The sequence below is a fragment of the Roseateles sp. DAIF2 genome, assembly GCF_015624425.1.
GTDB lineage: Bacteria > Pseudomonadota > Gammaproteobacteria > Burkholderiales > Burkholderiaceae_C > Kinneretia.
Window position 1 is genome coordinate 3474975 of record NZ_CP049919.1, and the last position, 14742, is coordinate 3489716.

A 14742-nucleotide genomic window follows, 5' to 3' on the forward strand; every position below is an offset into this window, starting at 1 on the left:
ATCGAGGCCCGGCTTACTCCGCCGCGCCTTCTTCGGCGGCCGGAGCGGCCACCGGGGCGGGAGCGGCTTCGCGCTCGATCAGGGCCTTCATCGACAGCTTGATGCGGCCCTTCTCGTCGGTCTCCAGCACCTTGACCTTGACCACTTGGCCTTCCTGCAGGAAGTCGGTGACCTTCTCGACGCGCTGGTGGGCGATCTGGCTGATGTGCAACAGGCCGTCCTTGCCCGGCAGGATGTTCACGAGGGCGCCGAAGTCCAGGATCTTGGTGATCGGGCCTTCGTAGACCTTGCCGATCTCGGCCTCGGCCGTGATCTGCTCGATGCGCTTCTTCGCGGCTTCGGCCTTGTCGGCGTCGGTCGAGGCGATCGTGATGGTGCCGTCCTCGGCGATGTCGATCTGCGTGCCGGTCTCTTCGGTCAGCGCGCGGATGGTGGCGCCGCCCTTGCCGATCACGTCACGGATCTTCTCCGGATTGATCTTCATCGTGTACAGGCGCGGCGCGAACTGCGACACCTCGGTGGAAGCGCCCGACACGGCCTCGACCATCTTGGCCAGGATGTGCATGCGGGCTTCCTTGGCCTGGGCCAGCGCGACCTGCATGATTTCCTTGGTGATGCCCTGGATCTTGATGTCCATCTGCAGGGCGGTGATGCCGGTCGTGGAACCGGCCACCTTGAAGTCCATGTCACCCAGATGATCTTCGTCGCCCAGGATGTCGGTCAGCACCGCGAAGCGGTTGCCGTCCTTGATCAGACCCATGGCGATACCGGCCACATGGGCCTTCATCGGCACGCCGGCATCCATCAGCGACAGGCAGCCGCCGCAGACCGAGGCCATCGACGAGGAGCCGTTCGACTCGGTGATCTCGGAGACCACGCGGATCGAGTAGGGGAAGTCTTCCTTGCTCGGCAGCACGGCCACGAGGGCGCGCTTGGCCAGGCGGCCGTGGCCGATTTCGCGGCGCTTGGGCGAGCCCACGCGACCGGTTTCGCCGGTGGCGAACGGAGGCATGTTGTAGTGCAGCATGAAGCGCTCGCTGAACTCGCCGGCCAGCGCATCGATGGTCTGCGCGTCGCGCTCGGTGCCCAGGGTGGCGGCCACCAGGGCTTGGGTCTCGCCGCGGGTGAACAGCGAGGAGCCGTGGGCGCGCGGCAGCACACCGGCGCGGATCTCGATCGGGCGCACGGTGCGGGTGTCGCGGCCGTCGATGCGGGGCTCGCCGGCCAGGATCTGGCCGCGCACGATGCGGGCTTCGATCTCGAACAGCAGGCCGTCGACCTCGACGCCATCGAACTCGACGCCTTCGGCCTTCAGGGCTTCCTTGACGTTGGCGTAGACGGCGCGGCAGGCCTCGGTGCGAGCCTGCTTGGAACGGATCTGGTAGGCGGCGCGCAGCGCTTCCTCGGCCAGGCCGTTGACCTTGGCGATGAAGGGCTCGTCCTTGGCCGGAGCCTTCCAGTCCCAGACCGGCTTGCCGGCGTCGCGCACCAGCTCATGGATGGCATTGATCGCGATCTGGCCCTGCTCGTGGCCGTAGACCACGGCGCCCAGCATCAGCTCTTCGCTCAGCTGGTCGGCTTCCGACTCGACCATCAGCACGGCGGCTTCGGTGCCGGCCACCACCAGATCCATCTTGGATTCCAGCAGTTGGGTCTTGCCCGGGTTCAGCACGTACTCGCCGTTCACATAACCCACGCGGGCGGCGCCGATCGGGCCGTTGAACGGGATGCCGGAGACCGACAGGGCGGCCGAGGTGGCGATCATCGCGGCGATGTCGGCCTGAACTTCGGGGTTCAGCGACAGCACATGCACGACCACCTGGACTTCGTTGAAGAAGCCTTCGGGGAACAGCGGGCGGATCGGGCGATCGATCAGGCGCGAGGTCAGGGTTTCCAGCTCGCTGGGACGGCCTTCACGCTTGAAGAAGCTGCCGGGGATCTTGCCGGCGGCATAGGTCTTCTCGATGTAGTCGACGGTCAGCGGGAAGAAGTCCTGGCCGGCCTTGGGGGCGCTCTTGGCCACGACGGTAGCCAGCACAACGGTGTCTTCGATGTTCACCAGCACGGCGCCGGTGGACTGGCGCGCGATCTCGCCGGTCTCCATCGTCACGCTGTGGGGGCCCCATTGGAAGGTCTTGGTGACCTTGTTGAACATGCTCATGTTCTGTTCTCCTCAGTTGTGAACGGCCGCTTGCGGTGCGGCGCGGAACCGGGAGCGGGGCTGGGTTTGGCGGGATGCCATTCCAGTAAAGCTTGGCCTCGATACAGCCATCAAGCCCTGTTGGAATGACACAGCAGCGCCACGTCAGCTCGACTCCGTTTGGGGTCGGACAGAAAGACAAAGAGCCTGTGCTGGGCAAAGACCAGACAGGCTCCTCGTCATCGTGCCGCGATTACTTGCGCAGGCCCAGCTTCTGGATCAGGGCGGTGTAACGAGCAGCGTCCTTGGCCTTCAGGTAGGCCAGCAGGCTCTTGCGGGTGTTGACCATCTTCAGCAGGCCACGGCGACCGTGGTGGTCCTTGGCGTTGGCCTTGAAGTGGGGGGTCAGTTCGTTGATGCGAGCGGTCAGCAGGGCGACCTGGACTTCCGGGGATCCGGTGTCGTTGGCGCTGCGAGCGTTCGACTTGACGATTTCGGCCTTGTTGATATCGGCGACTGCCATGATGTGTTCCTTTGATGGACGGAACCCGCTGGCAGCGACATGTCTGTTGCAGACATGCATGGCGCAGACGGTTTCCAGGGGGTTTTGACTTGCGGTCACGGGTGAAACCGACCCATGCCGTGCTCTTGCATTCCGCATCCGCCGGGCGGTTTGAAGATCAACCTCAAGCACCCGAAAGACACAAAACCCGCGGATTATAGACCAATCGCGCCGGCCAGGCGAGCCACCCCATCCCTGAGGCGCTGCGGGTCGCGCGAGGCGAAGCACCAGCGCAGCCAGCCCTCCCCCTCGTCGCCGAAGGCCGCGCCGGGCGCCAGACCCAGACCGGCCTCGCGCACCAGGCGCTTGGCCAGGGCCAGCGAGTCATCGCCGCCCGGCACGCCTTCCAGGCGGAAGAAGGCATACATGCCGCCCAGCGGCTCCCGCACCCGCACCGCCGGCAGCGCGGCCAGGGCCGGCAGCAGGGTGTTGCGGCAGGTCTTCATGCGCGCCACCAGCTGCGGCACGAAATCGGCCGCCATCCGCACCGCCGCCAGCCCGCCGCGCTGCACGAACACCGGTGCGCAGGAGGTGTTGAACTCGATCAGCTTGGCCACGCCGTCCGCCAGCCCCTCGGGCAGCACCAGCCAGCCCAGGCGCCAGCCGGTCATCAGAAAACTCTTCGAAAAGCTGTGCACGACGATCACCCGGTCCTGCGGCGCCGCCAGATCCAGGAAGCTCGGCGCGGCGCGTTCGCCCTCGACGTAGTAAAGCCGCTCGTAGACCTCGTCCGCGACGATCCAGGTGCCGGTGCGGCGGCAATGCTCGAGGAGGGCCAGCTGCTCGGCGCGGCTCAGGGTCCAGCCGGTCGGGTTGTTCGGCGCGTTCAGCAGCAGCACGCGGGTGGCCGGCGTGATCGCATCCAGCAGCGCCTGCAGATCCAGACCCCAGCCCGCGCCCTGCTCCACCGCCAGCGAGACGCGCCTGACCCGCGCACCCAGGATCTGCGCCTGCGCCGTCAGGTTCGGCCATAGCGGCACCACGGCCACCACCTCGTCGCCGGGTGACACCAGGGCCTGCAGCGCGATCATCAGCGCGCTGACGCCCGATGAAGTCACCGCGATGCGACCCGGGCCGACCGCCGGATGCAGCCCCGCCACATAGCCGGCCAGCGCCTCGCGCAGCTCCGGCAGGCCGAGGTTGTGCGAGTAGAAGGTCTCGCCGCGCGCCAGCGAGGCGGCGGCCGCCTCGCGCACCGGCTGCGGCGTGACCTCGTCGCTCTCGCCGAACCAGAAGGCCAGCACATCCTCACGGCCGATGCCGGCATTGGCCACCTCGCGGATCTTCGAGGCCGGCAATTGGGTGATCAGCTCGCGCATCGGGTCGGGCCCTCCTGGGTTGGGATCAGTAGCGTTTCATCCGGCATTGCTGCGGCTGCTCGGCGCGCGCTGCCTCGACGAAGCGCAGGGTGCGGAAACCATAACCCGAACCCTCGTTGTCGAAGCGTACGCCGGGGCCGCCGGCCTTCTTCATCACCGAGACATAGAGCGGCTGGATGAACTGGTGGTCGGCCGCGCGCATCTGGCCGGAATGCATGCCGCCCAGGGTCTTGCCGTCGTACGTCAGCCCCTCCATCGCACGCGCCACCGCGGTGGGGTCGACGCTTCGGGCCTTTTCCATCGCGGCCACCAGCACCTCGACCATGGCCTGCATGCGCGCATGCACATAGTCGTCCTCGGGCTTGGGGAAGCGTGTGCGGAAGGCCTCGTAGAAGCGGTCCGAGCTGGGCGTGCCGACATTCGGATGCCATTCGGCCACCGCCAGCACGCGGTCGATGCCGGCGTCGCCCAGCGCGGCCGGCGCGCCCAGGCCGTTGCCGTAGAAGGTGTAGAAGCGCGCGTTCAGCCCGACGTCGCGCGCCGCGCGGATCAGCAGGGTCAGGTCATTCCCCCAGTTGCCGGTCAGCACCGCCTGCGCGCCGCTGGCCTTGATCTTGGTGACATAGGGCAGGAAGTCCTTCACCCGGCCGACCGGATGCAGCTCGTCGCCGACGATCTGCACATCGGGGCGCTTGGCCGCGATCATCTCGCGGCCCTTCTTCAGCACATGCTGGCCGAAGCTGTAGTCCTGGCCGATCAGGTAGATCTTCTGCAGCGCGCGGTCCTCGGCCAGCTCGTCGGTCAGCGCCGCCAGGCGCATGTCGGCATGCGCGTCGAAGCGGAAATGCCAGAAGCTGCATTTCTCGTTGGTCAGCACCGGGTCGACCGCCGAGTAGTTGAGGAACAGCGCGCGGCGCTGCGGCTCGCGCTCGTTGTGCTTGTTCAGCGCGTCGACCAGCGCCGCCGCGGTGGCAGAGCTGTTGCCCTGCAGCACGAAGCCGGCGCGCTGGTCCACCGCCGAGCGCAGCATGGCCAGTGCCTCCTCGGTCGCGCCCTTGCTGTCCAGGCGCAGCAGCTGCAGCGGGCGCGCCCCGCCGGGCAGGTGCACGCCACCGCGCGCATTGACCCGCTCGGTGGCCCACAGGATGTTGCGGTAAACCGCCTCGCCGGCATTGCCGAAGGGGCCCGACAGACCCTCGATCAGGGCCAGCTTGATCGGCTCGGCGGCCTGCGCGCCGAGCGCCAGGCACAGGGCGCCGGCCGCGACGAGCGGACGAAGATAGTGGCGGGCAAAACAATTCCAAGACATCGTCGACTCTATTTTTTCGGGGTCTTGAAAGCGCCTGAGGCACTCTCAATTCGGGTTCATGGGCGCTGCTCCCAACGATCAAACCAGCAGCGATCAGTCTTAAATTCTAGGAGCCTGTCATGTTCGTGATCCCCGTTGCCCGCCACCCTGCCGCCGAATTCTCGCGTCGCATCGAGCGCCTGTTCGACCTCGACCGCCAGGACGCGGTCGCGCTGCGCAGCCCCGCACTGGACATCAGCGAGACCGACGCCGCTTACACCCTGCGGCTGGATCTGCCCGGCGTGGCCAGGGAGGCCGTCAAGGTGCGCATCGAGGGCCGCAAGGTCAGCATCGATGCCGAGCAGGTGCGCGGCGAAGCCAAGGAAGGCGAGCGCAGCCTGTACCGCGAGCGCGCCGTGACCCGCTTCTCGCGCAGCATCAACCTGCCCAAGGAGGTGACCCAGGCCGACTCCAGCGCCAAGCTGGACAACGGCGTGCTGACCCTGACCCTGGTCAAGCGCCAGCTGGAAGGCTCCGGCGAACTGGCGGTGAGCTAAACCGCGCCCAGCGGCCAGCGCGGCCGCACCGCGAAGCCGCCGCCCGGCTGCAGCACGGCCATGCCGCGCTGCAGCCGCAGCGCGGCGGCCATCGCGATCATCGCGCCGTTGTCGGTGCACAGGCTCAGTTCGGGGTAATGCACGCGCACGCCGCGCTTGGCGCAGGCGGCATTCAGCTGTTCGCGCAGCAGCCGGTTGGCGCCGACGCCGCCGGCCACCACCAGGCGCTTGAGCCCGGTGTCCTTCAGCGCCAGCAGCGACTTCTTCACCAGCACCTCGACGATCGCGGCCTGTGTGGCCGCGGCCAGATCGGCGCGCTGTTGTTCCGTCGGGGCCTCGCCGAGCTTCTTCACCTGGGTCAGCACCGCGGTCTTCAGGCCGGCGAAGCTGAAGTCCGGCTTGCCGCTGTGCAGCAGCGGGCGCGGCAGCGCGAAGGCCTGGGCGTCGCCCTGCTCCGCCAGCCTGGCCAGATGCGGCCCGCCGGGATAGGGCAGGCCCAGCAGCTTGGCGCTCTTGTCGAAGGCCTCGCCGGCCGCATCATCGATGGTTTCGCCGAGGATCTCGTACTGTCCCACCTCGTCGACCCGCATCAGCTGGGTATGCCCGCCCGAGACCAGCAACGCGACGAAGGGAAACTCCGGCGCGTCGGCGGAGAGGAAGGGCGACAGCAGATGCCCTTCCAGGTGGTGGATGCCCAGGGTCGGCTTGCCCAGCGCCGCGGCCAGCGACACCGCCACGCCGGCGCCCACCAGCAGCGCCCCGGCCAGACCCGGCCCCTGGGTATAGGCGACCACGTCGATGTCGGCCAGGCCGACGCCGGCCTCGCGCAGCACCTCGCGGGTCAGCGGCAGCACGCGGCGGATATGGTCGCGCGAGGCCAGCTCCGGCACCACGCCACCATAGGCCTGGTGCATCGCGATCTGGCTGTGCAGGGCCTGGGCCAGCAGGGTCGGCGCGCCCAGCTCCGGCACCTCGACCAGCGCGACGCCGGTCTCGTCGCAGGACGACTCGAAGCCCAGCACTTTCATCGTCAGTGCTTTTCCTTGGCGTGGTTGATCGAGTATTTCGGGATCTCGACCGTCACGTCCTGCTGGCCCAGGATGGCCTGGCAGGACAGGCGCGAGTCGGGCTCCAGGCCCCAGGCGCGGTCCAGCATGTCCTCCTCGCCCTCCTCCATCTCGGACAGCGAGCGCGCCCCGGCGCGGATGATCACGTGGCAGGTCGTGCAGGCGCAGACCTGGTCGCAGGCATGCTCGATCTCGATGTCGTGGTCCAGCAGGGCCTCGCAGATCGAGGTGCCGGCCGGCGCGCTGATCTCGGCGCCCTGCGGGCAGTATTCGACGTGGGGCAGGATCTTGATGATGGGCATAGGGCTGATCAGACTTGTTCGATGCTGCGGCCGGTCAGGGCCTGCTGGATGCCGCGGTTCATGCGCTCGGCGGCGAAGGCTTCGGTGCCCTTGGCCAGCGTCTCGACCGCGGCGTCGATGAGGTTCGCGTCGCTGTCGGCGGCGGCCTCGGCCAGGGCCTGCAGCAGGCCCTCGATCGCGGCGCGCTCGGCGGCGGACAGCAGGTCGCCATCGGCCTGCAGCGCGGACCGGGTGGCCAGGGTCATGCGCTCGGCCTCGACCTGGGACTCGCGCAGCTTGCGCGCATCCATGTCGGCCTCGGCGCTGGCGAAGCCGTCCTTCAGCATGCCGGCGATCTGCTCGTCGGACAGGCCGTAGCTGGGTTTGACCTGCACCGCTGCCTCGACGCCGGAGATCAGCTCTTTGGCCGAGACGCTCAGCAGGCCGTCCGCATCGACCTGGAAGGTGACGCGGATGCGCGCCGCGCCGGCCACCATCGGCGGGATGCCGCGCAGCTCGAAGCGGGCCAGCGAGCGGCATTCCGCCACCAGCTCGCGCTCGCCCTGCAGCACATGGATGGCCATCGCGGTCTGGCCGTCCTTGAAGGTGGTGAAGTCCTGCGCCTTGGCCACCGGGATGGTCGCGTTGCGCTCGATCACACGCTCGACCAGCCCGCCCATGGTCTCCAGGCCCAGGGACAGCGGGATCACGTCCAGCAGCAGGATCTCGCCGTCGGCGCTGTTGCCGGCCAGCTGATTCGCCTGGATGGCGGCGCCCAGCGCCACCACCTCGTCGGGGTTCAGATTGGTCAGCACCTTAGATTGACCATCGGGCCCGAACAGCGCGCCGACCGCCGCACGCACGCAGGGCATGCGGGTGGAGCCGCCGACCATCACCGTGCCCTGCACCTCGTCGGCCTTCAGCTTGGCGTCGCGCAGCACGCGCTTCACCGAGGCCAGGGTCTTGTCGATCAGGGGCTTGCCGATGCGCTCGAAGGTCTCGCGCGAAACCGCCAGGCGCAGCTCGCCGGTATCCAGCTCAGCAACCAGCGTGGTCTCGGCGGCATCGGACAGCGCCTCCTTGGCGGCGCGGGCCGCGACCAGCAGCGCGCGCTTGTCATGCGCGCTGCTCGCCTGGCGGCCGGTCTCGGCCAGGGCCCAGTCGGCCAGCGCCTGGTCGAAGTCGTCGCCGCCCAGCGCCGCATCGCCGCCGGTCGCCACCACCTCGAACACGCCCTTGGTCAGGCGCAGCAGCGAGATGTCGAAGGTGCCACCGCCCAGGTCGTAGACCGCATAGAGGCCCTCGCTGGCATTGTCCAGGCCGTAGGCGATGGCCGCCGCGGTCGGCTCGTTGATCAGGCGCAGCACCTTCAGGCCGGCCAGTTGCGCGGCATCCTTGGTGGCCTGGCGCTGCGCATCGTCGAAATAGGCCGGCACCGTGATCACGGCGCCGAAGATGTCGTCGGCGAAGCTGTCCTCGGCGCGAAAGCGCAGGGTGGCCAGGATCTCGGCCGAGACCTCGACCGGCGTCTTCAACCCCTCGCGGGTGTGCAGCGACAGCATGCCCGGCGTGTCCTCGAAGCGGTAGGGCAGCTTCTCGCGGCCGGCCACATCGGCCAGCGCGCGGCCCATGAAGCGCTTCACCGAAACGACGGTGTTCTCGGGATCCAGGCCTTGAGCGGCCAGGGCCTCGACGCCGATCTGGCGGCGGCCCTCGGGCAGGTAGCGCACGGCCGAGGGCAGGATCACCCGGCCCTGCTCGTCGGGCAGGCATTCGGCGACGCCATGGCGCACCGCGGCCACCAGCGAATGGGTGGTGCCAAGGTCGATGCCGATCGCGATGCGGCGCTCGTGCGGGTTGGGCGATTGCCCGGGTTCGGAAATCTGCAGCAGTGCCATGTCGTTATTGTCCCAGCGCCTCCAGACGCCGGTCTATGTCGGCGCGAAAGCGCGCAATGAACATCAGGGCTCTCACCTGTTCGGCCGCGGCCGGCGCGTCGCCCGCCTCGTCCAGTAGGCGCCGGGTCTCGTCCAGCAGCGCGCGCTCGCGCGCCGCGACCTCGTCGTCCAGGGCCTCGACGGCCGCCAGGCCGTCCGCCTCGTCGAGCGCCTCGCGCCAGGCCATCTGCTCCATCAGGAAGCTGGCCGGCATGCGGGTATTGCTCTCCACCTGCAGCGCCGCGCCGCGCAGCTCGCACAGATAGGCGGCGCGCCGGAGCGGGTCGCGCAGGCGCTGATGCGCCTCGTTGACGCGCAGCGCCCATTGCATCGCCAGGCGCTGGGCCGCGGCGCCCTGGGCGGCGAACTTGTCCGGATGCACCTGAGCCTGCAGTGCCTTCCAGCGCGCGTCGATCTCCGCGCGCTCCTGGGCTTGGCGCTGCGGCAGGCCGAACAGGCTGAAGTCGTCGTCGTCGAGTTTCATCGGAGGTGCTGGCGCTGGCTAACCCACAAGAAAAAGGCGCGGTCCGAGCCGCGCCCCTGCGAAAGGAACCGGAGGCTCACACGCGGAAGGATTCGCCGCAGCCGCAACGATCCTTCTCGCGCGGATTGCGGAACTTGAAGCCCTCGTTGAGGCCTTCGCGCACGAAGTCCAGCTCGGTGCCGTCCAGGTAGGGCAGGCTCTTCGGGTCGATCAGGATCTTGACGCCATGGCCCTCGAACACCACGTCCTCGGGCGTCACGTCGTCGGCATATTCCAGCTTGTAGGCCAGGCCCGAGCAGCCGGTGGTCTTGACGCCCAGGCGCACGCCGACGCCGCGGCCGCGCTTGGCGATGTAGCGCGTCACATGGCGTGCCGCGGCTTCGGTCAGGGTCACGGACATCGGACGGTCCTTACTGGGCGACGGCCACCGCCTCGGCGGCGGTGGGCGCGCCATGCTTGGCACGGTAGTCATCCACCGCGGCCTTGATCGCGTCCTCGGCCAAGATCGAGCAGTGGATCTTGACCGGTGGCAGCGCCAGTTCCTCGGCGATCTGGGTGTTCTTGATCGACAGCGCCTGATCCAGGCTCTTGCCCTTGACCCATTCGGTCACCAGCGAGCTCGACGCGATCGCCGAGCCGCAACCGTAGGTCTTGAACTTGGCGTCCTCGATCAGGCCGGTGGCCGGATTCACCTTGATCTGCAGCTTCATCACGTCGCCGCAGGCGGGCGCGCCCACCATGCCGGTGCCCACGGTCTCGTCGCCCTTCTCGAAGGCGCCGACGTTGCGGGGGTTTTCGTAGTGATCAACAACCTTGTCGCTGTATGCCATGATCTTTCTCCAACGAGTCTTGTGATGAGCGGCCGTTCAGTGGGCGGTCCACTGGATGGTCGAGATGTCGATGCCGTCCTTGTACATGTCCCACAGCGGCGAGAGTTCGCGCAGCTTGGCGACACGGTCCTTCAGCACCGTTACCGCGTAGTCGATTTCTTCTTCGGTCGTGAAACGGCCGATGGTCATGCGCAGCGAGCTGTGGGCCAGCTCGTCGCTGCGGCCCAGCGCGCGCAGTACATAGCTGGGCTCGAGGCTGGCCGAGGTGCAGGCCGAGCCGGACGACACCGCAAGGCCCTTGACGCCCATGATCAGCGACTCGCCCTCGACATAGTTGAACGAGATGTTCAGGTTGTGCGGCACGCGCTGTTCGAGGTCGCCATTGATGAAGACCTGCTCGATGCCGCTCAGGCCGTCGATCAGGCGCTTCTGCAACGCGCGGATGCGCTCGTTCTCGCTCGCCATCTCTTCCTTGGCGATGCGGTAGGCCTCGCCCATGCCGACGATCTGGTGCGTCGCCAGGGTGCCGGAGCGCATGCCGCGCTCATGGCCGCCGCCATGCATCTGAGCCTCCAGGCGCACGCGCGGCTTGCGGCGCACGAACAGCGCGCCGATGCCCTTGGGGCCGTAGGTCTTGTGCGAGGCCAGGCTCATCAGGTCGATCGGCAGCTGGGTGATGTCGATCGCGATCTTGCCGGTGGCCTGGGCCGCGTCGACATGGAACACGATGCCCTTCTCGCGGCAGATGTTGCCGATCGCGGTGACGTCCTGGATCACGCCGATCTCGTTGTTGACGAACAGCACCGAGACCAGGATGGTGTCCTCGCGCAGCGCGGCCTTGAAGGCGCCCAGATCCAGCAGGCCATCCTCGCGGACATCCAAGTAGGTCACATCGAAGCCCTGGCGCTCCAGCTCGCGGCAGGTGTCCAGCGTGGCCTTGTGCTCGGTCTTCAGGGTGATGATGTGCTTGCCGCGCGTCTTGTAGAACTGCGCCGCACCCTTGATCGCCAGGTTGATCGACTCGGTCGCACCCGAGGTCCAGACGATTTCGCGCGGGTCGGCGTTGATCAGCGAGGCCACCTGCTCGCGCGCCTTCTCGACCGCCGCTTCCGCTTCCCAACCCCAGGCATGACTGCGCGAGGCCGGATTGCCGAAATGCTCGCGCAGCCAGGGGATCATGGCTTCGACCACGCGCGGGTCGACCGGCGTCGTCGCGCCATAGTCCATGTAGATCGGGAAGTGAGGCGTCATGTCCATGTTCTTGCTAGCTTCTTGACTTCGTCGGGTCGTCTTATTTGGTCAGGGCATTGCCCAGGGCGAACACCGAATTCGGGGCGGTGATGCGGATCGGCTTGACCACCGGGACCGTGGAGATTGCGCGCTTGATCGGCGCCTCCTCGATGGTCACGCCCTTGGCGAGCTGGTCTTCCACCAGCTTGCGCAGCGAGACGGAATCCAGGTACTCGATCATCTTGGCGTTCAGGCTGGTCCACAGCTCGTGCGTGATGCAGCGGCCGGTGTCCTCGCCCATGCAGTTTTCCTTGCCACCGCAGCCGGTGGCGTCGATCGGCTCGTCGACCGCGACGATGATGTCGGCGACGGTGATCTCCTCGCTCTTGCGGCCCAGCGAATAGCCGCCGCCCGGGCCGCGCGTGCTCTCCACCAGCTCATGGCGGCGCAGCTTGCCGAACAGCTGCTCCAGATAGGACAGCGAGATCTGCTGGCGCTGGCTGATGGCCGCCAGCGCCACCGGGCCACTGTTTTCGCGCAGGGCCAAATCAATCATCGCGGTGACGGCAAAGCGACCTTTGGTGGTGAGACGCATAGAACTTCTCCTTCGGCTCGGTAAAGCCAACGGCCTCGGCAACAGCGGATATGCCAGCGAACTGGGCAGACCGGGGCTGGCCGAGCGAGGCTCACGGGTTAACCCTTGGGTATGCCCGAGCATTTTACTCAATTATCGCCAAGCGTGCCGAGCAGCCCTCCCGGGCGGCCCTCAAAGCCCTTAGCAAACCACAGGGAAACCCGGGGCGGGTTTCGGCCAGCGCCTCTCAGGCGCGCTTGGCCGGACGTTTTTCCGGCTGGATGGGCACGATATTGTCGTGCACCGCGGCGCCGAAGGCCTGCTCGCGCAGTTGGGCCAGTTGGTCGCGCACCCGCGCAGCCTTCTCGAACTCCAGGTTGCGGGCATGCTCCAGCATCTGCTTTTCCAGCTGGGCGATGCGCTTGCCGAGGTCCTTCTCGGACAACTCCTCCACCTGGGCGGCCTGCATCAGCTTGCTGTCGTCGCGGCCCGGCTTGTCGGAGTAGACACCCTCGATCAGCTCCTTGATGCGCTTGTTCAGGCCGCGCGGCGTGATGCCATTGGCCTCGTTGAAGGCCATCTGCTTGCTGCGGCGGCGCTCGGTCTCGTCGATCGCCTTGCGCATCGAGTCGGTGATCCGGTCGCCGTAGAGGATGGCCTTGCCGTTCAGGTTGCGCGCCGCCCGGCCGATGGTCTGGATCAGGCTGCGCTCGGCGCGCAGGAAGCCCTCCTTATCGGCGTCCAGGATCGCCACCAGCGAGACCTCGGGGATGTCCAGTCCTTCGCGCAAGAGATTGATGCCGACCAGCACGTCGAAGGTGCCCAGCCGCAGGTCGCGCAGGATCTCGACCCGCTCGACCGTGTCCACGTCCGAGTGCAGATAGCGCACCTTGACGCCGTTGTCGCTCAGATAGTCGGTCAGCTGCTCGGCCATGCGCTTGGTCAGCGTGGTGATCAGCACCCGCTCGTTGGCCTCGACCCGCAGCCGGATCTCCTGCAGCACATCGTCCACTTGGTGCGTGGCCGGCCGCACCTCGACCACCGGGTCGACCAGACCGGTCGGCCGCACCACCTGCTCGACCACCTGGCCGGCGTTGTCCTTCTCGTACTGGGCCGGCGTGGCCGAGACGAACACCGCCTGGCGCATCTTGCGCTCGAACTCGGCAAACTTCAGCGGCCGGTTGTCCATCGCCGAGGGCAGCCGGAAGCCGTACTCGACCAGGGTGGTCTTGCGCGCCCGGTCGCCGTTGTACATGCCGCCGAACTGGCCGATCAGCACATGGCTCTCGTCCAGGAACATCAGCGCGTCGCTGGGCAGGTAGTCGACCAGGGTCGGCGGCGGCTCGCCCGGCGCGGCACCCGACAGATGCCGGGTGTAGTTCTCGATGCCCTTGCAGTGGCCCACCTCCTGCAGCATTTCCAAATCGAAGCGGGTGCGCTGCTCCAGGCGCTGCGCCTCGACCAACTTGCCGTCGGCGACGAACTGGCCGACCCGCTCGCGCAGCTCGGCCTTGATGCCCTCCAACGCCTCCAGCACCTTCTCGCGCGGCGTCACGTAGTGGCTGCTGGGATAGACCGTGAAGCGCGGGATCTTCTGGCGGATCTGTCCGGTCAGCGGGTCGAACAGCGACAGGCCGTCGACCTCGTCGTCGAACAGCTCGATGCGCACCGCCAGCTCCGAATGCTCGGCGGGAAAGACGTCGATGGTGTCGCCGCGTACCCGGAAGGCGCCGCGGCTGAACTCCATCTCATTGCGGGTGTACTGCATACGGATCAGCTGGGCGATCACGTCGCGCTGGCCCATCTTGTCGCCCACGCGCAGGGTCATCACCATGTGGTGGTAGTCGCTCGGGTTGCCGATACCGTAGATCGCCGACACCGAGGCGACGATCACCACATCGCGCCGCTCCAAGAGGCTCTTGGTACAGGACAGGCGCAGCTGCTCGATCTGTTCGTTGATCGCACTATCTTTCTCGATGAACAGATCGCGCTGCGGCACATAGGCCTCGGGCTGGTAGTAATCGTAGTAGCTGACGAAATACTCGACCGCGTTCTTCGGAAAGAACTCGCGGAACTCGCTGTAGAGCTGCGCCGCCAGGGTCTTGTTGGGCGCGAAGATGATGGCCGGCCGGCCCAGCCGGGCGATCACATTGGCCATCGTGTAGGTCTTGCCGGAGCCGGTTACGCCCAGCAGGGTCTGGAAACTCAGGCCGTCGTTGATACCCTCGCACAGCTGGGCGATCGCGGTCGGCTGGTCGCCGGCCGGCGGGAAGGGCTGGAACAACTCATAGGGCGAGCCTTCGAAAGAGACGAACTCGCCCTTCGGCGCTTCGCTGTCAGCCACGGCGGCGGGTTGGACGTTAGGAGTTTCTTGCATGGGGTGATCCCTGGATGGTCGCGCCGGCCCGCCTAGAATTCGCGGGCCGCGCAATCCGACAGGGTAGCGTAGCCCCCGCGTCCGCGCTGCCCCGGC

14 protein-coding genes are annotated in these 14742 nt (G+C 67.4%); 1 reads left to right on the forward strand and 13 read right to left on the reverse strand.

Annotated features, from left to right (window positions below; genetic code table 11):
- Positions 1–13 precede the first annotated feature (13 nt).
- From pnp to G8A07_RS16070, 4 genes are all read right to left on the reverse strand, one after another.
- A complete protein-coding gene (gene pnp / locus G8A07_RS16055; RefSeq protein ID WP_195793040.1) occupies positions 14–2161 on the reverse strand; it encodes a polyribonucleotide nucleotidyltransferase in 2148 nt (715 codons plus the stop codon).
- Positions 2162–2393: 232 nt separating this feature from the next.
- The gene (gene rpsO, locus G8A07_RS16060; protein ID WP_195793041.1) at positions 2394–2663 is read right to left on the reverse strand and encodes a 30S ribosomal protein S15; all 270 of its coding nucleotides are present in this window, start codon (positions 2661–2663) and stop codon (positions 2394–2396) included.
- 194 nt (positions 2664–2857) lie between these two features.
- Positions 2858–4021, reverse strand: a complete 1164-nt coding sequence (locus tag G8A07_RS16065; protein WP_195793042.1) for a pyridoxal phosphate-dependent aminotransferase — start codon at positions 4019–4021, stop codon at positions 2858–2860.
- 25 nt (positions 4022–4046) lie between these two features.
- Positions 4047–5330, reverse strand: a complete 1284-nt coding sequence (locus G8A07_RS16070; RefSeq protein WP_195793043.1) for a branched-chain amino acid ABC transporter substrate-binding protein — start codon at positions 5328–5330, stop codon at positions 4047–4049.
- A gap of 119 nt (positions 5331–5449) precedes the next feature.
- Between G8A07_RS16070 and G8A07_RS16075 the strand changes: the two genes are divergently transcribed.
- Complete coding sequence (locus tag G8A07_RS16075) at positions 5450–5866, forward strand: Hsp20/alpha crystallin family protein (protein ID WP_195793044.1); 417 nt, start codon at positions 5450–5452, stop codon at positions 5864–5866.
- Here the strand turns inward: G8A07_RS16075 and tsaD are convergent.
- The 9 genes from tsaD to uvrB form a co-directional block, all read right to left on the reverse strand.
- On the reverse strand, positions 5863–6894 hold the full coding sequence (gene tsaD, locus G8A07_RS16080; protein WP_195793045.1) for a tRNA (adenosine(37)-N6)-threonylcarbamoyltransferase complex transferase subunit TsaD: 1032 nt from the start codon (positions 6892–6894) through the stop codon (positions 5863–5865). The two genes, G8A07_RS16075 and tsaD, sit on opposite strands and share 4 nt — an antisense overlap.
- Positions 6895–6896: 2 nt before the next feature.
- Positions 6897–7235 (reverse strand): ISC system 2Fe-2S type ferredoxin, encoded by a 339-nt coding sequence (gene fdx, locus G8A07_RS16085; protein ID WP_195793046.1) that lies wholly within the window; start codon positions 7233–7235, stop codon positions 6897–6899.
- An 8-nt stretch (positions 7236–7243) separates the two neighbouring features.
- A complete protein-coding gene (gene hscA / locus G8A07_RS16090) occupies positions 7244–9112 on the reverse strand; it encodes a Fe-S protein assembly chaperone HscA (RefSeq protein WP_195793047.1) in 1869 nt (622 codons plus the stop codon).
- Between the two features lie 4 nt (positions 9113–9116).
- Positions 9117–9635, reverse strand: coding sequence for a Fe-S protein assembly co-chaperone HscB (hscB, locus tag G8A07_RS16095; protein ID WP_195793048.1), 519 nt, complete (start codon positions 9633–9635; stop codon positions 9117–9119).
- A gap of 76 nt (positions 9636–9711) precedes the next feature.
- Positions 9712–10035, reverse strand: coding sequence for an iron-sulfur cluster assembly protein IscA (gene iscA, locus G8A07_RS16100; protein WP_195793049.1), 324 nt, complete (start codon positions 10033–10035; stop codon positions 9712–9714).
- Between the two features lie 10 nt (positions 10036–10045).
- A complete protein-coding gene (gene iscU, locus G8A07_RS16105) occupies positions 10046–10465 on the reverse strand; it encodes a Fe-S cluster assembly scaffold IscU (protein WP_195793050.1) in 420 nt (139 codons plus the stop codon).
- A 36-nt stretch (positions 10466–10501) separates the two neighbouring features.
- Positions 10502–11722 (reverse strand): IscS subfamily cysteine desulfurase, encoded by a 1221-nt coding sequence (locus G8A07_RS16110; protein WP_195793051.1) that lies wholly within the window; start codon positions 11720–11722, stop codon positions 10502–10504.
- A 34-nt stretch (positions 11723–11756) separates the two neighbouring features.
- Positions 11757–12290: a Fe-S cluster assembly transcriptional regulator IscR gene (gene iscR / locus G8A07_RS16115; protein WP_195793052.1), complete on the reverse strand. Its 534-nt coding sequence runs from the start codon at positions 12288–12290 to the stop codon at positions 11757–11759.
- Between the two features lie 226 nt (positions 12291–12516).
- Positions 12517–14646 carry an excinuclease ABC subunit UvrB gene (uvrB, locus tag G8A07_RS16120; RefSeq protein ID WP_195793053.1) on the reverse strand — a complete coding sequence of 710 codons (2130 nt, stop codon included), beginning with the start codon at positions 14644–14646 and terminating at the stop codon, positions 12517–12519.
- Positions 14647–14742 lie beyond the last annotated feature (96 nt).